The 13,587-nt window shown below is 70.0% G+C and carries 12 protein-coding genes and 2 tRNA genes; 10 read left to right on the forward strand and 4 right to left on the reverse strand.

Annotated features, from left to right (window positions below):
* The first annotated feature begins 24 nt into the window (after window positions 1-24).
* The 5 genes from Y710_RS02085 to Y710_RS02105 are packed head-to-tail and all read left to right on the forward strand — an operon-like array spanning window position 25 to window position 4,929.
* The gene (locus Y710_RS02085) at window positions 25-801 is read left to right on the forward strand and encodes an ABC transporter permease (RefSeq protein ID WP_006897472.1); all 777 of its coding nucleotides are present in this window, start codon (window positions 25-27) and stop codon (window positions 799-801) included.
* Window positions 802-835: 34 nt separating this feature from the next.
* A complete protein-coding gene (locus Y710_RS02090; protein WP_062366153.1) occupies window positions 836-1,948 on the forward strand; it encodes a sensor histidine kinase in 1,113 nt (370 codons plus the stop codon).
* A gap of 23 nt (window positions 1,949-1,971) precedes the next feature.
* On the forward strand, window positions 1,972-2,583 hold the full coding sequence (locus Y710_RS02095; protein ID WP_006897470.1) for a response regulator transcription factor: 612 nt from the start codon (window positions 1,972-1,974) through the stop codon (window positions 2,581-2,583).
* Window positions 2,584-2,588: 5 nt separating this feature from the next.
* Window positions 2,589-3,716: an acyltransferase family protein gene (locus Y710_RS02100; protein WP_006897469.1), complete on the forward strand. Its 1,128-nt coding sequence runs from the start codon at window positions 2,589-2,591 to the stop codon at window positions 3,714-3,716.
* Window positions 3,717-3,726: 10 nt separating this feature from the next.
* Window positions 3,727-4,929: a hypothetical protein gene (locus tag Y710_RS02105; RefSeq protein ID WP_045537899.1), complete on the forward strand. Its 1,203-nt coding sequence runs from the start codon at window positions 3,727-3,729 to the stop codon at window positions 4,927-4,929.
* A gap of 3 nt (window positions 4,930-4,932) precedes the next feature.
* On the opposite strand, the gene Y710_RS02110 is transcribed toward Y710_RS02105, so the two are convergent.
* Window positions 4,933-5,382 (reverse strand): acyl-CoA thioesterase, encoded by a 450-nt coding sequence (locus tag Y710_RS02110; protein ID WP_006897467.1) that lies wholly within the window; start codon window positions 5,380-5,382, stop codon window positions 4,933-4,935.
* A 100-nt stretch (window positions 5,383-5,482) separates the two neighbouring features.
* On the opposite strand from Y710_RS02110, the gene Y710_RS02115 reads away from it, so the two are divergent.
* Entirely contained in the window at window positions 5,483-6,463 is a 981-nt protein-coding gene (locus Y710_RS02115) for an alpha/beta hydrolase (RefSeq protein WP_082083920.1), read from the forward strand.
* On the opposite strand, the gene hisC is transcribed toward Y710_RS02115, so the two are convergent.
* On the reverse strand, window positions 6,455-7,525 hold the full coding sequence (gene hisC, locus Y710_RS02120; protein ID WP_062366156.1) for a histidinol-phosphate transaminase: 1,071 nt from the start codon (window positions 7,523-7,525) through the stop codon (window positions 6,455-6,457). The two genes, Y710_RS02115 and hisC, sit on opposite strands and share 9 nt — an antisense overlap.
* Before the next feature lie 112 nt (window positions 7,526-7,637).
* On the opposite strand from hisC, the gene Y710_RS02125 reads away from it, so the two are divergent.
* Together Y710_RS02125 and Y710_RS02130 are read left to right on the forward strand one after the other, a co-directional pair.
* Window positions 7,638-7,726: transfer RNA gene (locus tag Y710_RS02125), tRNA-Ser, on the forward strand.
* Between the two features lie 57 nt (window positions 7,727-7,783).
* A tRNA-Arg gene (locus Y710_RS02130) sits at window positions 7,784-7,856 on the forward strand.
* A 117-nt stretch (window positions 7,857-7,973) separates the two neighbouring features.
* Here Y710_RS02130 and Y710_RS02135 read toward each other — a convergent pair.
* Window positions 7,974-8,858, reverse strand: a complete 885-nt coding sequence (locus tag Y710_RS02135; RefSeq protein ID WP_045537891.1) for a LysR family transcriptional regulator — start codon at window positions 8,856-8,858, stop codon at window positions 7,974-7,976.
* 76 nt (window positions 8,859-8,934) lie between these two features.
* On the opposite strand from Y710_RS02135, the gene Y710_RS02140 reads away from it, so the two are divergent.
* Entirely contained in the window at window positions 8,935-10,176 is a 1,242-nt protein-coding gene (locus tag Y710_RS02140) for an acetyl-CoA C-acetyltransferase (protein WP_062366158.1), read from the forward strand.
* On the forward strand, window positions 10,173-10,943 hold the full coding sequence (gene pcaD, locus Y710_RS02145) for a 3-oxoadipate enol-lactonase (RefSeq protein WP_006897462.1): 771 nt from the start codon (window positions 10,173-10,175) through the stop codon (window positions 10,941-10,943). Before Y710_RS02140 ends, pcaD begins: the two co-directional genes overlap by 4 nt.
* A gap of 12 nt (window positions 10,944-10,955) precedes the next feature.
* Here the strand turns inward: pcaD and Y710_RS02150 are convergent, their stop codons facing one another.
* Window positions 10,956-13,529 carry a helix-turn-helix transcriptional regulator gene (locus Y710_RS02150; protein WP_062366161.1) on the reverse strand — a complete coding sequence of 858 codons (2,574 nt, stop codon included), beginning with the start codon at window positions 13,527-13,529 and terminating at the stop codon, window positions 10,956-10,958.
* Window positions 13,530-13,587: the final 58 nt, after the last annotated feature.

The following is a 13,587-nucleotide window of genomic DNA, read 5'->3' on the forward strand; positions in this document are numbered from 1 at the left end:
CGCCGAGACCTGAAAGGCATTGCCATGAGTCTCAATTCCACCCTCGCTGCGAGCAGCGTGTCGACCGTCTATCTCCGTAACGACATCCGCCGCGTTCTGCGGAACCGGCGAGCGATGATCTTCACGGTCGCGATGCCCGCCCTCCTGTACCTCGTCTTCGGCGCCACCCAGAAGAGTTCCGAGACGGTCGGCAGCGGCAACGTCGCCTTCTACGTCCTGGTCGGCATGGCGTTGTACGGCGCGGTCCTGGCGGCGGCGTCGAACGCCGCCGCGGTCTCCATCGAGCAGCAGGCCGGCTGGACGCGCACACTGATGATGACCCCGCTGCGGCCCGCCGGTTACGTCTCGACCAAGGTCGCGCTCGCGTTGACCATGAGCGCACTGCCGGTGGTGCTGCTGGCCGTGGTCGGCGCGATCTCCGGAGCCACCGCCCCGGTCGGAGTCTGGGCGGTGTGCCTGGTGTTGGCGTGGCTCGGCTCGGCCGTCTTCGCGGCGCTGGGGCTGGCCCTGGGCAGCATTCTGAAGTCCGACGGCGCCATGCAGGCCCTCGGCGGCGTGCTCGCGCTGCTGGCCTTCGCGGGCAACGTCTTCGTCCCCCTGAACGGAACCATGCTGCGGATCGCCGAGTTCACCCCGATGTTCGGCGTCGTCTCGCTGGCGCGGTACCCGCTCGACCACGGGGTCACCGTCTACGGCACCCCGATCTCCCTGTGGGTGATCATCGCGAACATCGCCTTCTGGGCCATCGCATTCGCCGTTGCGGCAAGCTACTTCTACAACCGCAGCACGCGCAGGCAGTAGTTCGCGCCGTGCCGGGACCAGTTTGGAGGAACCGATGACCGCAGCGCCCGCCCCCACCTCACCGTGGCGGAGCGGGCGCTGGCTGTTCGCGGCCGTGTGGCTGCTGTTCATGGGGTATCCGATCGCCGGGATCATCACCGCCGACGCGCGATGGCTGATGAAAGCTCTGGCCCTGGCGATCATCGCGGTGTTCGTCGTCGTCTATCTGCTGCTGTGCGTGTACTCGATGTTCGACTGCGATCCCCGCTCCGCGCCGGCGCGCAACGCCGCGATCGCCCTGCTCGCGGTTCTGATGATCGGACTGATGCCGCTGCTGCGCGCGGACGCGTTCTCCTTGGCGCCGTTCGTGATGGCGGCGGTCGCCTTCGCGGCACCGTGGCGGGTGGGGTATTCGCTGGCCGGGGTGGCGGCGGTCCTCGTCTCGGCGGTGGTCGTACCGGAATTGTTCGGGTGGGAGCTCGACAGCGGCTTCCTGATCGTCCTGCTGGTCGTCGGCATCACGATGGGGTTCTCGCGCGTGATGCGCGACGGCGAGCGCGACCGGGAACTCGCCGCCGAACGCCAGCGGGAGCTGAACGGGCAGCTCGCGGTGGTCGCCGAACGCGAACGCGTGGCCCGCGACGTGCACGACATCCTGGGGCACTCGCTGACCGTGATCTCGGTGAAGTCCGAGCTCGCGGGCCGGCTCGTCGATCTCGATCCGGCGCGGGCGAAGCAGGAGATGGCGGAACTGAACGCGCTCGCCCGGCAGGCGCTCGCCGAGGTCCGGTCGACGGTCGGCAACCTGCGTGCGCCGGAACTGCCGAGTGTGGTCGCGGCCGCGGAGATCGCGCTGACGGCGGCGGAGATCGACGCCGACCTGCCGGATCCGGACGCCTACGACGGTCCGCACGCGGCGCTGTTCGCATGGGTGCTGCGCGAGTCGGTGACGAACGTGGTCCGCCACAGCGGAGTCACCCGATGCGTCGTGACGCTCACCGATCACAGCCTGACCGTCGCCGACAACGGTCACGGCTCGCCGCTGTTGACCTTCGGGAACGGCCTGCGCGGGCTCGCTGAACGGGTCGACGCCGGCGGCGGACGCCTGACGGTCGATTCCGATGCCACCGGCACCACGGTGACCGCGAGCGTGGACGAGGGACGGTAGGTTCTTCTCCGAGAGGGGGACCGGTGGAGACCATCCGACTGCTGCTGGCCGACGACCAGGCACTGGTCCGCGGTGCGCTCGCGGCGTTGCTCGATCTCGAGCCCGACCTCGCGGTGGTCGCGCAGGTGGGCCGGGGAGACGAGGTGGTGGACGCGGCGCGGTCCAGCGGCGCCCAGGTGTGCCTGCTCGACATCGAGATGCCCGGGGCCGACGGCATCGAGGCGGCCTCCCGCATCACGCGGGAATTGCCCGGAGTCCGCTCGCTGGTGGTCACCACCTTCGGCCGGCCCGGATACCTGCGCCGCGCGGTGGACGCCGGTGCGTCCGGATTCGTCGTCAAGGACACCCCCGCCGCCGAACTGGCCGACGCCGTGCGACGCGTCCACGCCGGGCTCCGCGTCATCGATCCGACGCTGGCCACCGAGAGCCTCACCAGCGGTGACAATCCGCTCACTCCGCGCGAGACCGAGGTTCTCACCGCCGCGCTCTCGGGTGCGACCGTCGCGACCATCGCGTCGCAGGTGCACCTCTCGGCGGGCACCGTGCGCAATCACCTGTCGTCGGCCATCGGCAAGACCGGCGCGTCGACGCGGGCCGAGGCCGCGCGGATCGCACGCGATCGGGGCTGGATCTGACCCCGGTGCGACGCCGCGTCCCCGCACTGACCGGTGTCCGGACCGTCGCCGCGCTGTCGGTCTGCCTCACGCACGCCGCGTACTGGACCGGCCACTACACCGACGACTACGTGGGTCGGTTGCTGTCTCGTTTCGAGGTCGGCGTCGCGCTCTTCTTCGTCCTCTCCGGCTACCTGCTGTTCGCGCCCTGGGTGCGGGCGTTGCAGGAGACGCAATCCGGAGCGCCGGCCGAGTATCCGGGGCTGCGGCGCTACACATGGCATCGGGTGCGGCGGATCGTGCCCGCCTACTGGGTCACGGTGCTGGCGGTGTACGCGATCTTCCTGGTGCGCACGGACACGTCCGACTTCGGTCAGGGGTGGTCGGACCTGCTGCGGAACCTCACATTCACCCAGGTGTACGGGCTCGGACACCTGCACACCGGCCTCACCCAGATGTGGAGCATGGCGGCGGAGGTGGCCTATTACATCGCGCTGCCGCTGGTGGCGTGGCCGATCGCGCATCTGGTGTGCCGCGATCGGTGGCGGCCCGACCTGCTGCTCGTGTGCCTGGGCGGGCTGCTGCTGGTCTCGCCGTTGTGGACGGTGGTGGTGCACGGGTCCGACGGCGTCGACCCCACCGCGCGAATGTGGCCGCCCGCCTTCGCGAGCTGGTTCGTCGGCGGGATGGTGCTCGCCGTCCTGGCCCGGACGGTGACGCGGTGGCCCGCGATCCCGAGCGTCGCTGTCGCGGTCGGTGCGTTCCTGATCAGCGGCGGCGCGGTCGCCGGAGAGCCGACGATCGTGCCGGCCGACGCCGGAGCGACGGTCGTCAAACACACGCTCTACCTGGTGGTGGCCCTGGGTCTGGTCGGTCCCCTGGCGATCGGCCCCGGCGACGACGCGTGGTCCCGGGTGTGCGGCAGTCGGCCGATGGTGTGGTTCGGCGAGATCTCCTACGAGTTCTTCCTGGTCCACGTGATGGTGCTGGAGTTCACGATGGATCTTCTCGGGTACTCGGTCTTCACCGGATCCACCCTCGCGGCCTTCGTCGTGACCAGTGTCATCAGCGTGCCCGTCGCGTGGTCGCTGCATCGCCTCACCGCCCCGCTGTGGCGGGATTCTCCCACGCGATCTGTCGGGGTCCGCGGGTAGAATCGGCGCCATGACCTCACCGCAGCGTGCTGTCACGGCAGCCGATCTCCGTCAGTGGACGACGGATGCGCGGGTGCCCGGGCAGCCTGCGGAACTGTCCGACACCGCGTGCATTCTCATCGCTGCCGGCTATCTCGTGCCCACCGCGCGGGCGACGGTGGTCCGCCGCGTCTCGCAGGGACTGCCGATGCCGGTTCCGCAGTCGGGATTCAGTGAACTGCGGCGCGTGCAGCGCGGAATCGTGCACGCCGAGCGCAAACTGGCGTCGACGATGCTGCCGGGCGTCGTGGTCCCGATCATCCGGTCCCGGATGGCCGGGCTCACCCGCCGGCGCGACGAGGCGCACCGCGCGGTCGTCACCGGCAAGGGCGTCTTTCCGTCGGGTATGCGGGCCATTCGCCGAGAACGCCGCGAGAACGTCTACCTCGAGGTCGAGGAGCGCGAGCAACTCTTCGCCGGGCTGCTCTGCACACCGGTGGCGAACCTGTCCACCTCGGGTGCCCGCTGGGCCGGCACCGATGCCCTGGACAAAGTGGCGGGAATCGTCGACAAGGTCGCCGGGCGCGCCGGACGCAGGCAGGTGGAGCACTGGGCCGACGAAGTCTTCGGAACCATGCCCACCACGCAGGACTCGTCGCGCGGTTCGAGCTTCGCCGACGGCTACGAGGCACTCCTGTTCGTCGCCGGCCACTACTACGACCGCATCCGGACCAACCCGGCCTGGCTGTCGGACCACTTCGAGATGCAGCGGGTGCAGGTGAACCTGCACGCCGAACTCGCCGAGATCGCCTCCGACGTCGTGGCGCTGCGGGCGTTGCGCGTCGATCTCGACCGCGCTCGGGACAACGGCGGTTTCGATCCCGGCTTCGTCGCCCACATCAGAGAGCGCGAAGAGGCGTTGCGGCCGGTGTGGACCGAACTGATCGACCGCGTCCACGCTCTCATCGACATCTGTGCGACCGTCGAGTCCGCGGCTGTCGAGTTGCGGCTGCTCAACGAGTTCGACCGTGCCACCACCATCGACGCGCGCATCGACCATCTGCTCTCGCGCTCCGGCGACCGCGAACTGTCCGCGGACCATTCCCGCAGGCTGTCGCAGCAGGTGCGCAGCGGCGAAGAACAGCTGCGCATCTACCGGGACGTCCTGCAGGGCAACATCGCTCAGCTCGGCACGGCGGCACCCGCGCAGCTTCCGGAGAAGTACGAGCCCTGAGTCTCAGGAGCGGGTCCACTCGCGCAGACGGTCCTTCTCGGCGGCGGTCAGGCGCCGCAGACTGTGCTTCTCGATGTCGACGACGGCCATCTGAGTGGTTGCGACGCACGCCGGGCGCGCCCCCGCGGGCGCGGCGGCGCCGGCGATCTCGTAGCCGATCGTGAAGTCGACCGATCGGAAACCCTTGATCCACATCCCGATCCGGAGCGGCGAATCGTCGTGGTGCAGCTGTGCTCGGTACCGGATGTCGACGTGGACGATCATCGCGCTCTTGATGTGCGGTGCGTAGTCGTCCCCGGCGCTCAGGAGCCACTGGATACGTGCCTCCTCCATGAGGGTCACCATCCGCGCATGGTTGACGTGACCGAAGGCGTCCATGTCCGACCACCTGACGGGGACCTGCGCGGTGAAGGCGTGGCGACGGCCGTCCGGCAGCGTCGAGGTCTCGGTCATGTCGCCGATCCTAGTGCCGGCCCAGCACGCTGCTCGGCATCGACGTTCACACGGTCGACACTTTCGCCGGGTACGCTGGGCGACCATGTGGTGCGATCGTATGTCACTGAAGCTGGTCACCGCCGGGTCTGTCGTCGCGGCTGCGGCCATGCTGGCGTCGGTGTCGACCGCACCGGTCAACGCCGCTCCCAAGGGGGCGCACGTGGTCGCGGAGAAGGTTCGGAGCATTCACCGGGTGGACCTCACCGTTGAGTCGGCGGCGATGAACGGCTCGGTGCCGGTCACGGTTCTCAGCCCCGGCGGCTCCGGTCCGCGGCCCACCGTGTACCTGCTCGACGGCGCGGACGGCGGAGACAAGGTCAGCGACTGGATCACCAAGGGCGGCGCCGAGTCGTTCTTCGCCGGGCGCAACGTCAACGTCGTCCTGCCTGCCGGTGGAGCGGGCAGCTTCTACACCAACTGGGAGAAGCCGGACAAGAAGCTCGGCAAGCCTCAGTGGGAGACCTTCCTGACGCAGGAGCTGCCGCCCGTGATCGACGCGAAGTTCAGCGGGTCCGGACGTAATGCGGTGATGGGTCTGTCCATGGGCGGCCAGTCGGCGTTCGCCCTCGCCACCCGCCACCCCAAGCTGTACCGCGGTGTCGCCTCGATGAGCGGCTGCCCGCGTGTGTCGGGTCAGGCCAACGAGGCCTACGTCCGCGCGACCGTCGCGAAGAGCGGCGCCAACGCCGACAACATGTGGGGTGCGCCCGGCTCCAAGGACTGGGTGCAGCACGATCCCGCCCACAAGCTGGACGCCCTGCGCGGGAAGGCGTTGTACATCTCGTCCGGTTCGGGTGCGGTGGGACCGCTCGACCTGGCCGCCAAGCGTGACCCCAAGGACGGCCCGGAGAACGCGCAGATCGCTGCCGGTTCGGCGCTGGAGGTGGGCGCGAACCGCTGCTCGCTCGAGTTCGCGACACTGCTGCGCGCCAACGACATCCCCTTCACCTCGGGATTCCGCCTGATCGGCACGCACAGCTGGGACTACTGGAAGCGCGACCTGCCCGAGGCGTGGAACGCCATCGCGCCCTCACTCTGACCGCGCGCCGGCGTACTTCTCCGCGAAGGTGAGGAAGGCGTCGTTCTCTGCGGGATGGGTGACGGTGACCCGCACCCCGTCGCCCGCGAACGGTCGGACGATCACCCCGGACTCGGCGCACTCGGTCGCGAACGGCATGGAGTCGTCGCCGAGCATCAGCCACACGAAGTTCGCCTGTGAATCGGGTACCCGGTAGCCGAGCTCGCGCAGTCGTGCCGTGACGCGTTCACGTTCGGCGACCACCGCGTCGGTCCGTGCCAGCAGCTCGTCCTGTGCGTGCAGGGAGGCGACGGCCGCGGACTGGGCCACACTGCTGACGGTGAACGGCACGTGCACCTTGTTGAGCGCGGTGATCACCTCCGGATCGCCGACCGCGTATCCGACCCGCAGGCCGGCGAGTCCGTACGCCTTCGAGAAGGTGCGCAGGACCACCAGGTTCGGGAACTCGCGCCGCAGTTCGAGGGCGTCGTACGCGAACGGTCCGGTCAGCCGCATGTACTCGAAGTAGGCCTCGTCGAGCGCGACGACGATGTCTGACGGCACTGCGGCCAGGAAGTCGCGCAGCGCCTGCGCCTCGACCACCGTGCCGGTCGGGTTGTTGGGGTTGCACACGAAGATCAGGCGCGTCCGGTCGGTGATCGCGCCCGCCATGGCTGCGAGGTCGTGCACGGCGTCGCCGGTGAGCGGGATCTGGACCGGGGTGGCGCCGACGACGCGCGTCGCCACCGGGTACATCTCGAACGAGCGCCAGCCGAACAGCACCTCGTCGCCCGGGACGGCGGTGACGGTGATCAGGTTCTGGCAGAGGATCACCGATCCGCAGCCGACCTGGATCTCCGCGGGGGTCACGCCCAGGCTCTTGGCCAGTTCGTCGGTGAGCTCCACCATCCCGTTGTCGGGGTAGCGGTTGGCCGTCGCTGCGGCCTCGGCGATGGCAGCGGCCACGCCGGGGAGCGGGGGGTCGGTCACCTCATTGCTGGCGAGCTTGATCGCGCCCGGAAAGGTCTTGCCGGGGACGTAGACGGGCAGGGTGTCCAGATCGGGGCGGATTCGCATGCTCACCCCTCAAATGTACGTCTGACCTGCGGGTCGATGCTCATCCGGTCGGCGATTTGCGTCCCGACGCTCCCTCTGTGTAATGTTTTGCCCCGGCGGCCCGAAAGGACTCCACCAGGGAGGCGTGCCAGAGCGGCCGAATGGGACTCACTGCTAATGAGTTGTTCCATGAAAGTGGAACCGGAGGTTCAAATCCTCTCGCCTCCGCCGACCGGGACACGCACCCGGTACAATTGAAGAAGTGCGGATCGCAAGATCCACTACGCGCCCGTAGCTCAACGGATAGAGCATCTGACTACGGATCAGAAGGTTTGGGGTTCGAATCCCTACGGGCGCACTCCGAGAAGGTCCCCGTCGTTCGCGACGGGGACCTTCTCGTCGGTGGAATACGGCACAAGTTCCTAGAACGACGAACCGGCGCCATTGGGCGGACCGTCAGCGCCCTCGTACCGGCTCACTCCGCGGCGATCCGCCGCAGGACCGTCAGCGCACGCTCGACGACGGGAGACGCCGGCTCGGGAATCCATGCCGCGGACAGATCGATTCCTGCCTCGGGGCGCAGCGGAAGGTACCGGACTCCGGCGATGTCGAGAGCCGACGTCGGCTCGGGAACCACCGACACTCCGAGCCCGGCGGCCACGAGCGTGACGAGAGTCGAGGTCTCGGTCACCTCGTGCCGGATCCGCGGAACGAACCCGGCGTCGGCGCACAGGCCGGTGACCAGTCCGTTGAGCGCCGAGCGGCCGTGGCCCGCGTGCATCACGAAGTCGTCGTCGCGCAGGTCGGCCAGATCCGCCTCGCCGCGTCCGGCGAGCCGGTGACTGTCGGGAACCAGCGCGATCAGTCGATCGTGGCGCACCGGCTCCACCACCACGCGCGCACTGGTGACCGGGGGCCGCAGCAGCGCCAGATCGATCCGGCCGGCCTCGAGCGCCGTCACCTGGTCGGGGGCCAGCATCTCGCCGCGCACGCTCACATCGACGCCGGGCAGCTCGTCGCGCAGTGCTCGCACCAGACGCGGGAAGAGTGAATAGGTGGCCGATCCGACGCACCCGATCGTCAACGCGCCCTGCATGCCCTCGGCCACCCGGTGCGCCTGCTCGCCGGCCGCATCGACGGCGTCGAGGATCTCGCGGACCCGGTCCAGATACACCTCCCCGGCCGGAGTCAGTTCCACGCGACGGGTCGATCGCGTCAGCAACTGGACGCCGAGCTCTTCTTCGAGCTGTCTGATCTGCGAAGACAGCGGCGGCTGCGCGATGTGCAGACGTTCGGCGGCGCGACGGAAGTGCAGCTCCTCGGCGACCACGCGAAAATACCGGAGATGCCGCAGTTCCATGATTGATACCTCTCCTGTTTCAGCGATCGTAGAACATGTACTTCACGATATGGGTCCGGCTTTCTAGGCTGGACGCATGGTTACTGCGTCCGGCATTCGCACCCACGACGACATCGTGATCTGTTCCCCGCTGCGGACACCGGTCGGCCGCATGGGCGGAGCGCTGGCGAAGCTGACGGTCGACCGCCTCGCGACCGACCTGCTCAGCGAGCTCGTCGCCCGGACCGGTCTCGGAGAGAACGAGGTCGACGACGTCGTGCTGGGACAGGGGTATCCGAGCGGCGAGTCGCCGGCTCTCGGCCGGATCGCCGCCCTCGACGCCGGACTCGGCGCCGGGGTGCCCGGAATGCAGCTCGACCGCCGCTGCGGCTCGGGTCTGCAGGCCGTCCTGTCCGGGGCGGCGCAGATCGCCGGGGGAGGGGCCGATCTGATCGTCGCGGGCGGCGCCGAGTCGATGTCCACCGTCGAGCACTACGCGCTCGGCCTGCGCACCGGGGTCGGGCAGGGCGGCGTGGAACTGCGCGATCGCCTCGATCGTGCTCGGTTGACGGCGGGCGGGCAATCGCATCCGGTGCCGGGAGGGATGATCGAGACCGCCGAGAATCTGCGCGCCCGCTACGGACTCACCCGAGAGCAACAGGATCGGCTGTCCGCCGAATCGCATCGCCGTGCCCTCGCCGCCATCGAGGCCGGCCGATTCACCGACGAGATCGTTCCGGTCACCGTCCCGGGCGGCCGCCGCGACCCCGACGTCGTCGTAGACCGGGACGAGCATCCACGTCCCGGCACCACGGCCGAATCGCTGGCCCGACTGCGCCCGATCCGCCTGGCCGTCGACCCCGACTCGACCGTCACTGCCGGAAACGCCTCGGGCCAGAACGACGGCGCCGCGATGATGGTGGTCACCACACTCGCCGAAGCGGAGCGGCGCGACCTCGATCCGATGCTCGCACTGCGTTCGTGGGCCGTCACCGGATGCGCACCCGAGGAGATGGGGATCGGGCCGGTCGGTGCCACCGCCAAGGCACTCGCGCGCGCCGGACTGACACTCGACGACATCGACCTCATCGAACTCAACGAGGCCTTCGCCGCGCAGGTGCTGGCCGTCCTGGCCGAATGGGGAGTCGAGCCCGGCGACGAGCGGCTCAATCCCAACGGCTCGGGCATCTCGCTGGGCCACCCGATCGGAGCGACCGGCGCGCGGCTGGTGGTCACCGCTGCCCATGAGGCGAAGCGACAACGCGCCCGAAACGTGCTGGTCACGATGTGCATCGGCGGCGGCCAGGGACTCGCGGCCGTGTTCGAGGCGATCCGATGAGCGCCGTCGACGTCCACGCGGTGGTCAGCGGCCGGCCCGACGGACCCGCCGTCGTGCTCTCCAACTCGCTCGGCTCCACGCACCGGATGTGGGACGCGCAGATCGCCGACCTGGAACAGCACTTCATGGTGATCCGCTACGACACCCGCGGTCACGGGCAGAGCCCGGTGCCGGACGGACCGTACAGCATCGACGACCTCGCCGATGACGTGCTGGCGCTCCTCGACGGTTTCGGCGTCGACCGCGCCCACCTGGTGGGGCTCTCGCTCGGCGGCATGACCGCGATGCGGGTCGCGGTCCGCGCACCGCACCGCGTTCGGCGCCTGGCGCTGCTGTGCACCGGGGCCCGGCTGGCCAACGCCGAGTCGTACGCGGAACGGGCGGCCGCCGTGCGTGCGGACGGTGTCGCGCCGATCGCCGAGGCGGTGGTGAGCCGCTGGTTCACCCCCGAGTACCTGTCCGCCGACGCCGAGCGGAAGCGCTACTACGAGGCGATGGTCGCGGGCACGCCCGCAGAGGGGTACGCGGGCTGCTGCGAGGCGATCGCCGCGATGGATCAGCGCGCCGATCTGCCGTCGATCTCCGCGCCGACCCTGGCGATCGCCGGCCGCGACGACACCGCGACCGGACCGTCGGTCCTGGCCGAGATCGTCGACGGCGTCCAGGACGGTCGGCTGCTGGTGGTTCCCGAGTCGGCCCACCTGGCCTGTGCTCAGCAACCGCAGATCGTGAATCCGGCATTGCTGGACCATCTGCTGGCGCAGTAGCCGCTGCCGAGATCACCGGCGCAGCGCGGCCAGCTCCGAACGCGACCGGACGCCGAGTTTCGCGTAGATGCGGGTCAGGTGGTACTGCACCGTCTTCGGTGAGATGTAGAGCTCGGCGGCCACCTCCCGGTTGCTCATCCCGGAGGCCACCAGCGCGGTCACCGACTCCTCCTGCGGTGTCAGCTCCGCAGAACTGCGGTCGCCGCGAACCGCGTGCAGGCCGCCGGCCTTCAACTCGCGGTCGCAGCGGTCGACGTACGCCGTGGCTCCGAGCGACCGGTAGATGTCGCGGGCGTTGCCCATCACCGCATCGGCGGCGCGCCGCTTGCCCGCCCGGCGGAGAGTCTGCCCGTAGGCGAAGTTGACGCGCGCTTGGTCGTGCCGCAGGGGCAGACCGTCGAGAAGCTCGAGGGCCTCCTCGAACTTCCTTCGCGCGGAGGCGATGTCGCCGATGGCACCGAGATAGCGGCCGCGGGCGTAGCGGAGCCGGGCACCGGCCGAACGATGCCCGCGCAGGTCGGCCAGTTCCTCGTGCGGGCGGAGCAGACTGTCGGCGGCCTCGAGCCGGCCGTCGAGTACCAGCGCGTTGGCCAGCACGTCCACCCACGGCCACCAGCCCGGTTCGGTGAGAGCCGGAGTGTCCTCGGCGAGGAGCCTCAGCGGGGAGAGAACTCGGGTGACCTTGTTGTAATCGGCGGCCGCCTCGGCGATCTGCGCCTGTGCCAGCAGCAGCGGAATCTGCATGATCTCGTAGTCGCCCGCCAGTCGGGCCGAATGCGCGACCGCGGCGTCCGCGGCCTCCCGGTCGCCTCGGAGGCAGTGGACCTGAGCCGCGGTCCAGTCGGCGAGCGGGGTGGCGAGGGTGATGCCGCTGGTGGTCGCGAGCTCGCGCGACTGCGCGACGGTGAGCAGTGCCCCGTCCCAGTCGCCGCTCACGAACCGCAGACGGGCCAGCCAGCCCAGTGCCCACAGCGTGATGCGTTTGGAGCCGCCCAGATTCGCCATCGACACCGCCGTCTCGAGACTGGTGCGCGCGGAGTCCACCTCGTCCAGCCCCAGCTGCAGCCAGCCGTGGCCGATGGCGACCCGCTGCGTCTGCGCTCCGAACCGGACGTCGCGGCCCAGCGCGTCGTACGACGCGACGGCGTCGGCCGTGCGGCCGGACCATGCCAGGCCGAGCCCGCGGATCGCGGCGGCCTCCACACCGGCGGGCGAGGCGGTTCCGGCCATGTCGATCGCGCGGTCCGCCCAGCCGACGAGGCGCTCGCCCTGACAGCGGACCAGGCAGTGCAGTACGTAACGCTGCGCGATGAGGGCCGCGATCGCGGGTTCGCGCTCCACGCTGACGATGCCCCACGCTCTGTCGAGCCGGATCCGGGCCTCGGCCGATCGTCCGCGCAGGATCGCCAGATAAGCGAGTGTCGCATTGCGCAGCGGAGTCTCGCGAAGGCTCTCCACCGTCGGCACCATGGAACCGGCGGTGAGGCAGTCACCGTCGGCCAAGAGCGCGTCCACCGAGAGCGTCACTCGTTCGGCATGCCGGAGCGGCTCGTCGGTCAGCCGCCCGGCCTCACGGTAGAGCTCGGCGGCCTCCGCCCATTCGCCCGCGCCGCCCCGATCGGCCGCCAGTGCGGCGACCTCGTCCGCGAGTTCGGCGTCCGGCACCGGTGCGGCGGCGACGCGATGATGCAGTCTGCGTGCCGGATCCGCCACCAGCTCCGAGGCTCGGCGGTGCAGCAACCCGGTCCGCTTGGGCCCCAGCACTTCGAGTACCGCGGCACGGGTGACCGGAGTCGGCACGGCCAGGGCCGAGGCGGCCGGACCGACGGCGGCGGCCGGCTCCACGAGCCCGGTTCCGACCGCCTCGTCGACGGCGGACAGCACGTCGCCGACCGCCGAGAGTTCCACGGCCGTGCCGAGTGAGTTCGGATCGTTCAGAATCGCGATCGCCTCGATGAGCCGCCGCGTCTCCGGTCGACACGCCGCCAGGGCGGTCTGGACCCGTTCCACCTCACGGGCCGGTGCGGGCAGGGCTGCGTCGGCCCGCGACCACAGACGGTCGGGCAACTCGTCGAGCAGTTCGACGATCTCGCGCGGTCGGCCCATCGTGTGCCTGGTCAGTTCGTCGAGAAGAGACGGGTGCACCGACCGCCCGCGGGCCGCGGCGATCTCCGCCACGGCGCTGCGGTCCAGACCTGGAAGTCGCAAGGTGTCCGGCAGCAGGTCGGCGATGGCGGGCGTGGACCGCTCCGCGGCCAGGATCACCGTGACGTGGGCCTGCGGACGCGCGGCGGCGAGCCGCCCGAGCCGGCGCAGAGCCGCGTCGTCCGCATGATCGGCGTCGTCGATCAGCAGCGCTGCGGGGTCGTCACCGAAGAGCTCGGCCGGATCGCCGAGCTCGGGTGCGGCGGCGACCCGGACCCGGCGACCCCGCAGGATCTCCGACAGGCGCCGCAGCAACGTCGACTTCCCGGCACCGTGCGGGGCTGTGATCAGCACGAAGCCGGGACCGGCGGCGTCGGCGACGCGGCCGGTCAGCTCCGACAGTTCGTTCTCCCGGCCGACGCAGGCGGCCTCGATGATCATGGTTGTCGAGGTTATTCCTGTCAGGGCGGACGCGTGGCGTCGCTCGCGGTCGACTGCC

The sequence above is a fragment of the Gordonia sp. QH-12 genome (assembly GCF_001578675.1).
Classification (GTDB): domain Bacteria; phylum Actinomycetota; class Actinomycetes; order Mycobacteriales; family Mycobacteriaceae; genus Gordonia; species Gordonia sihwensis.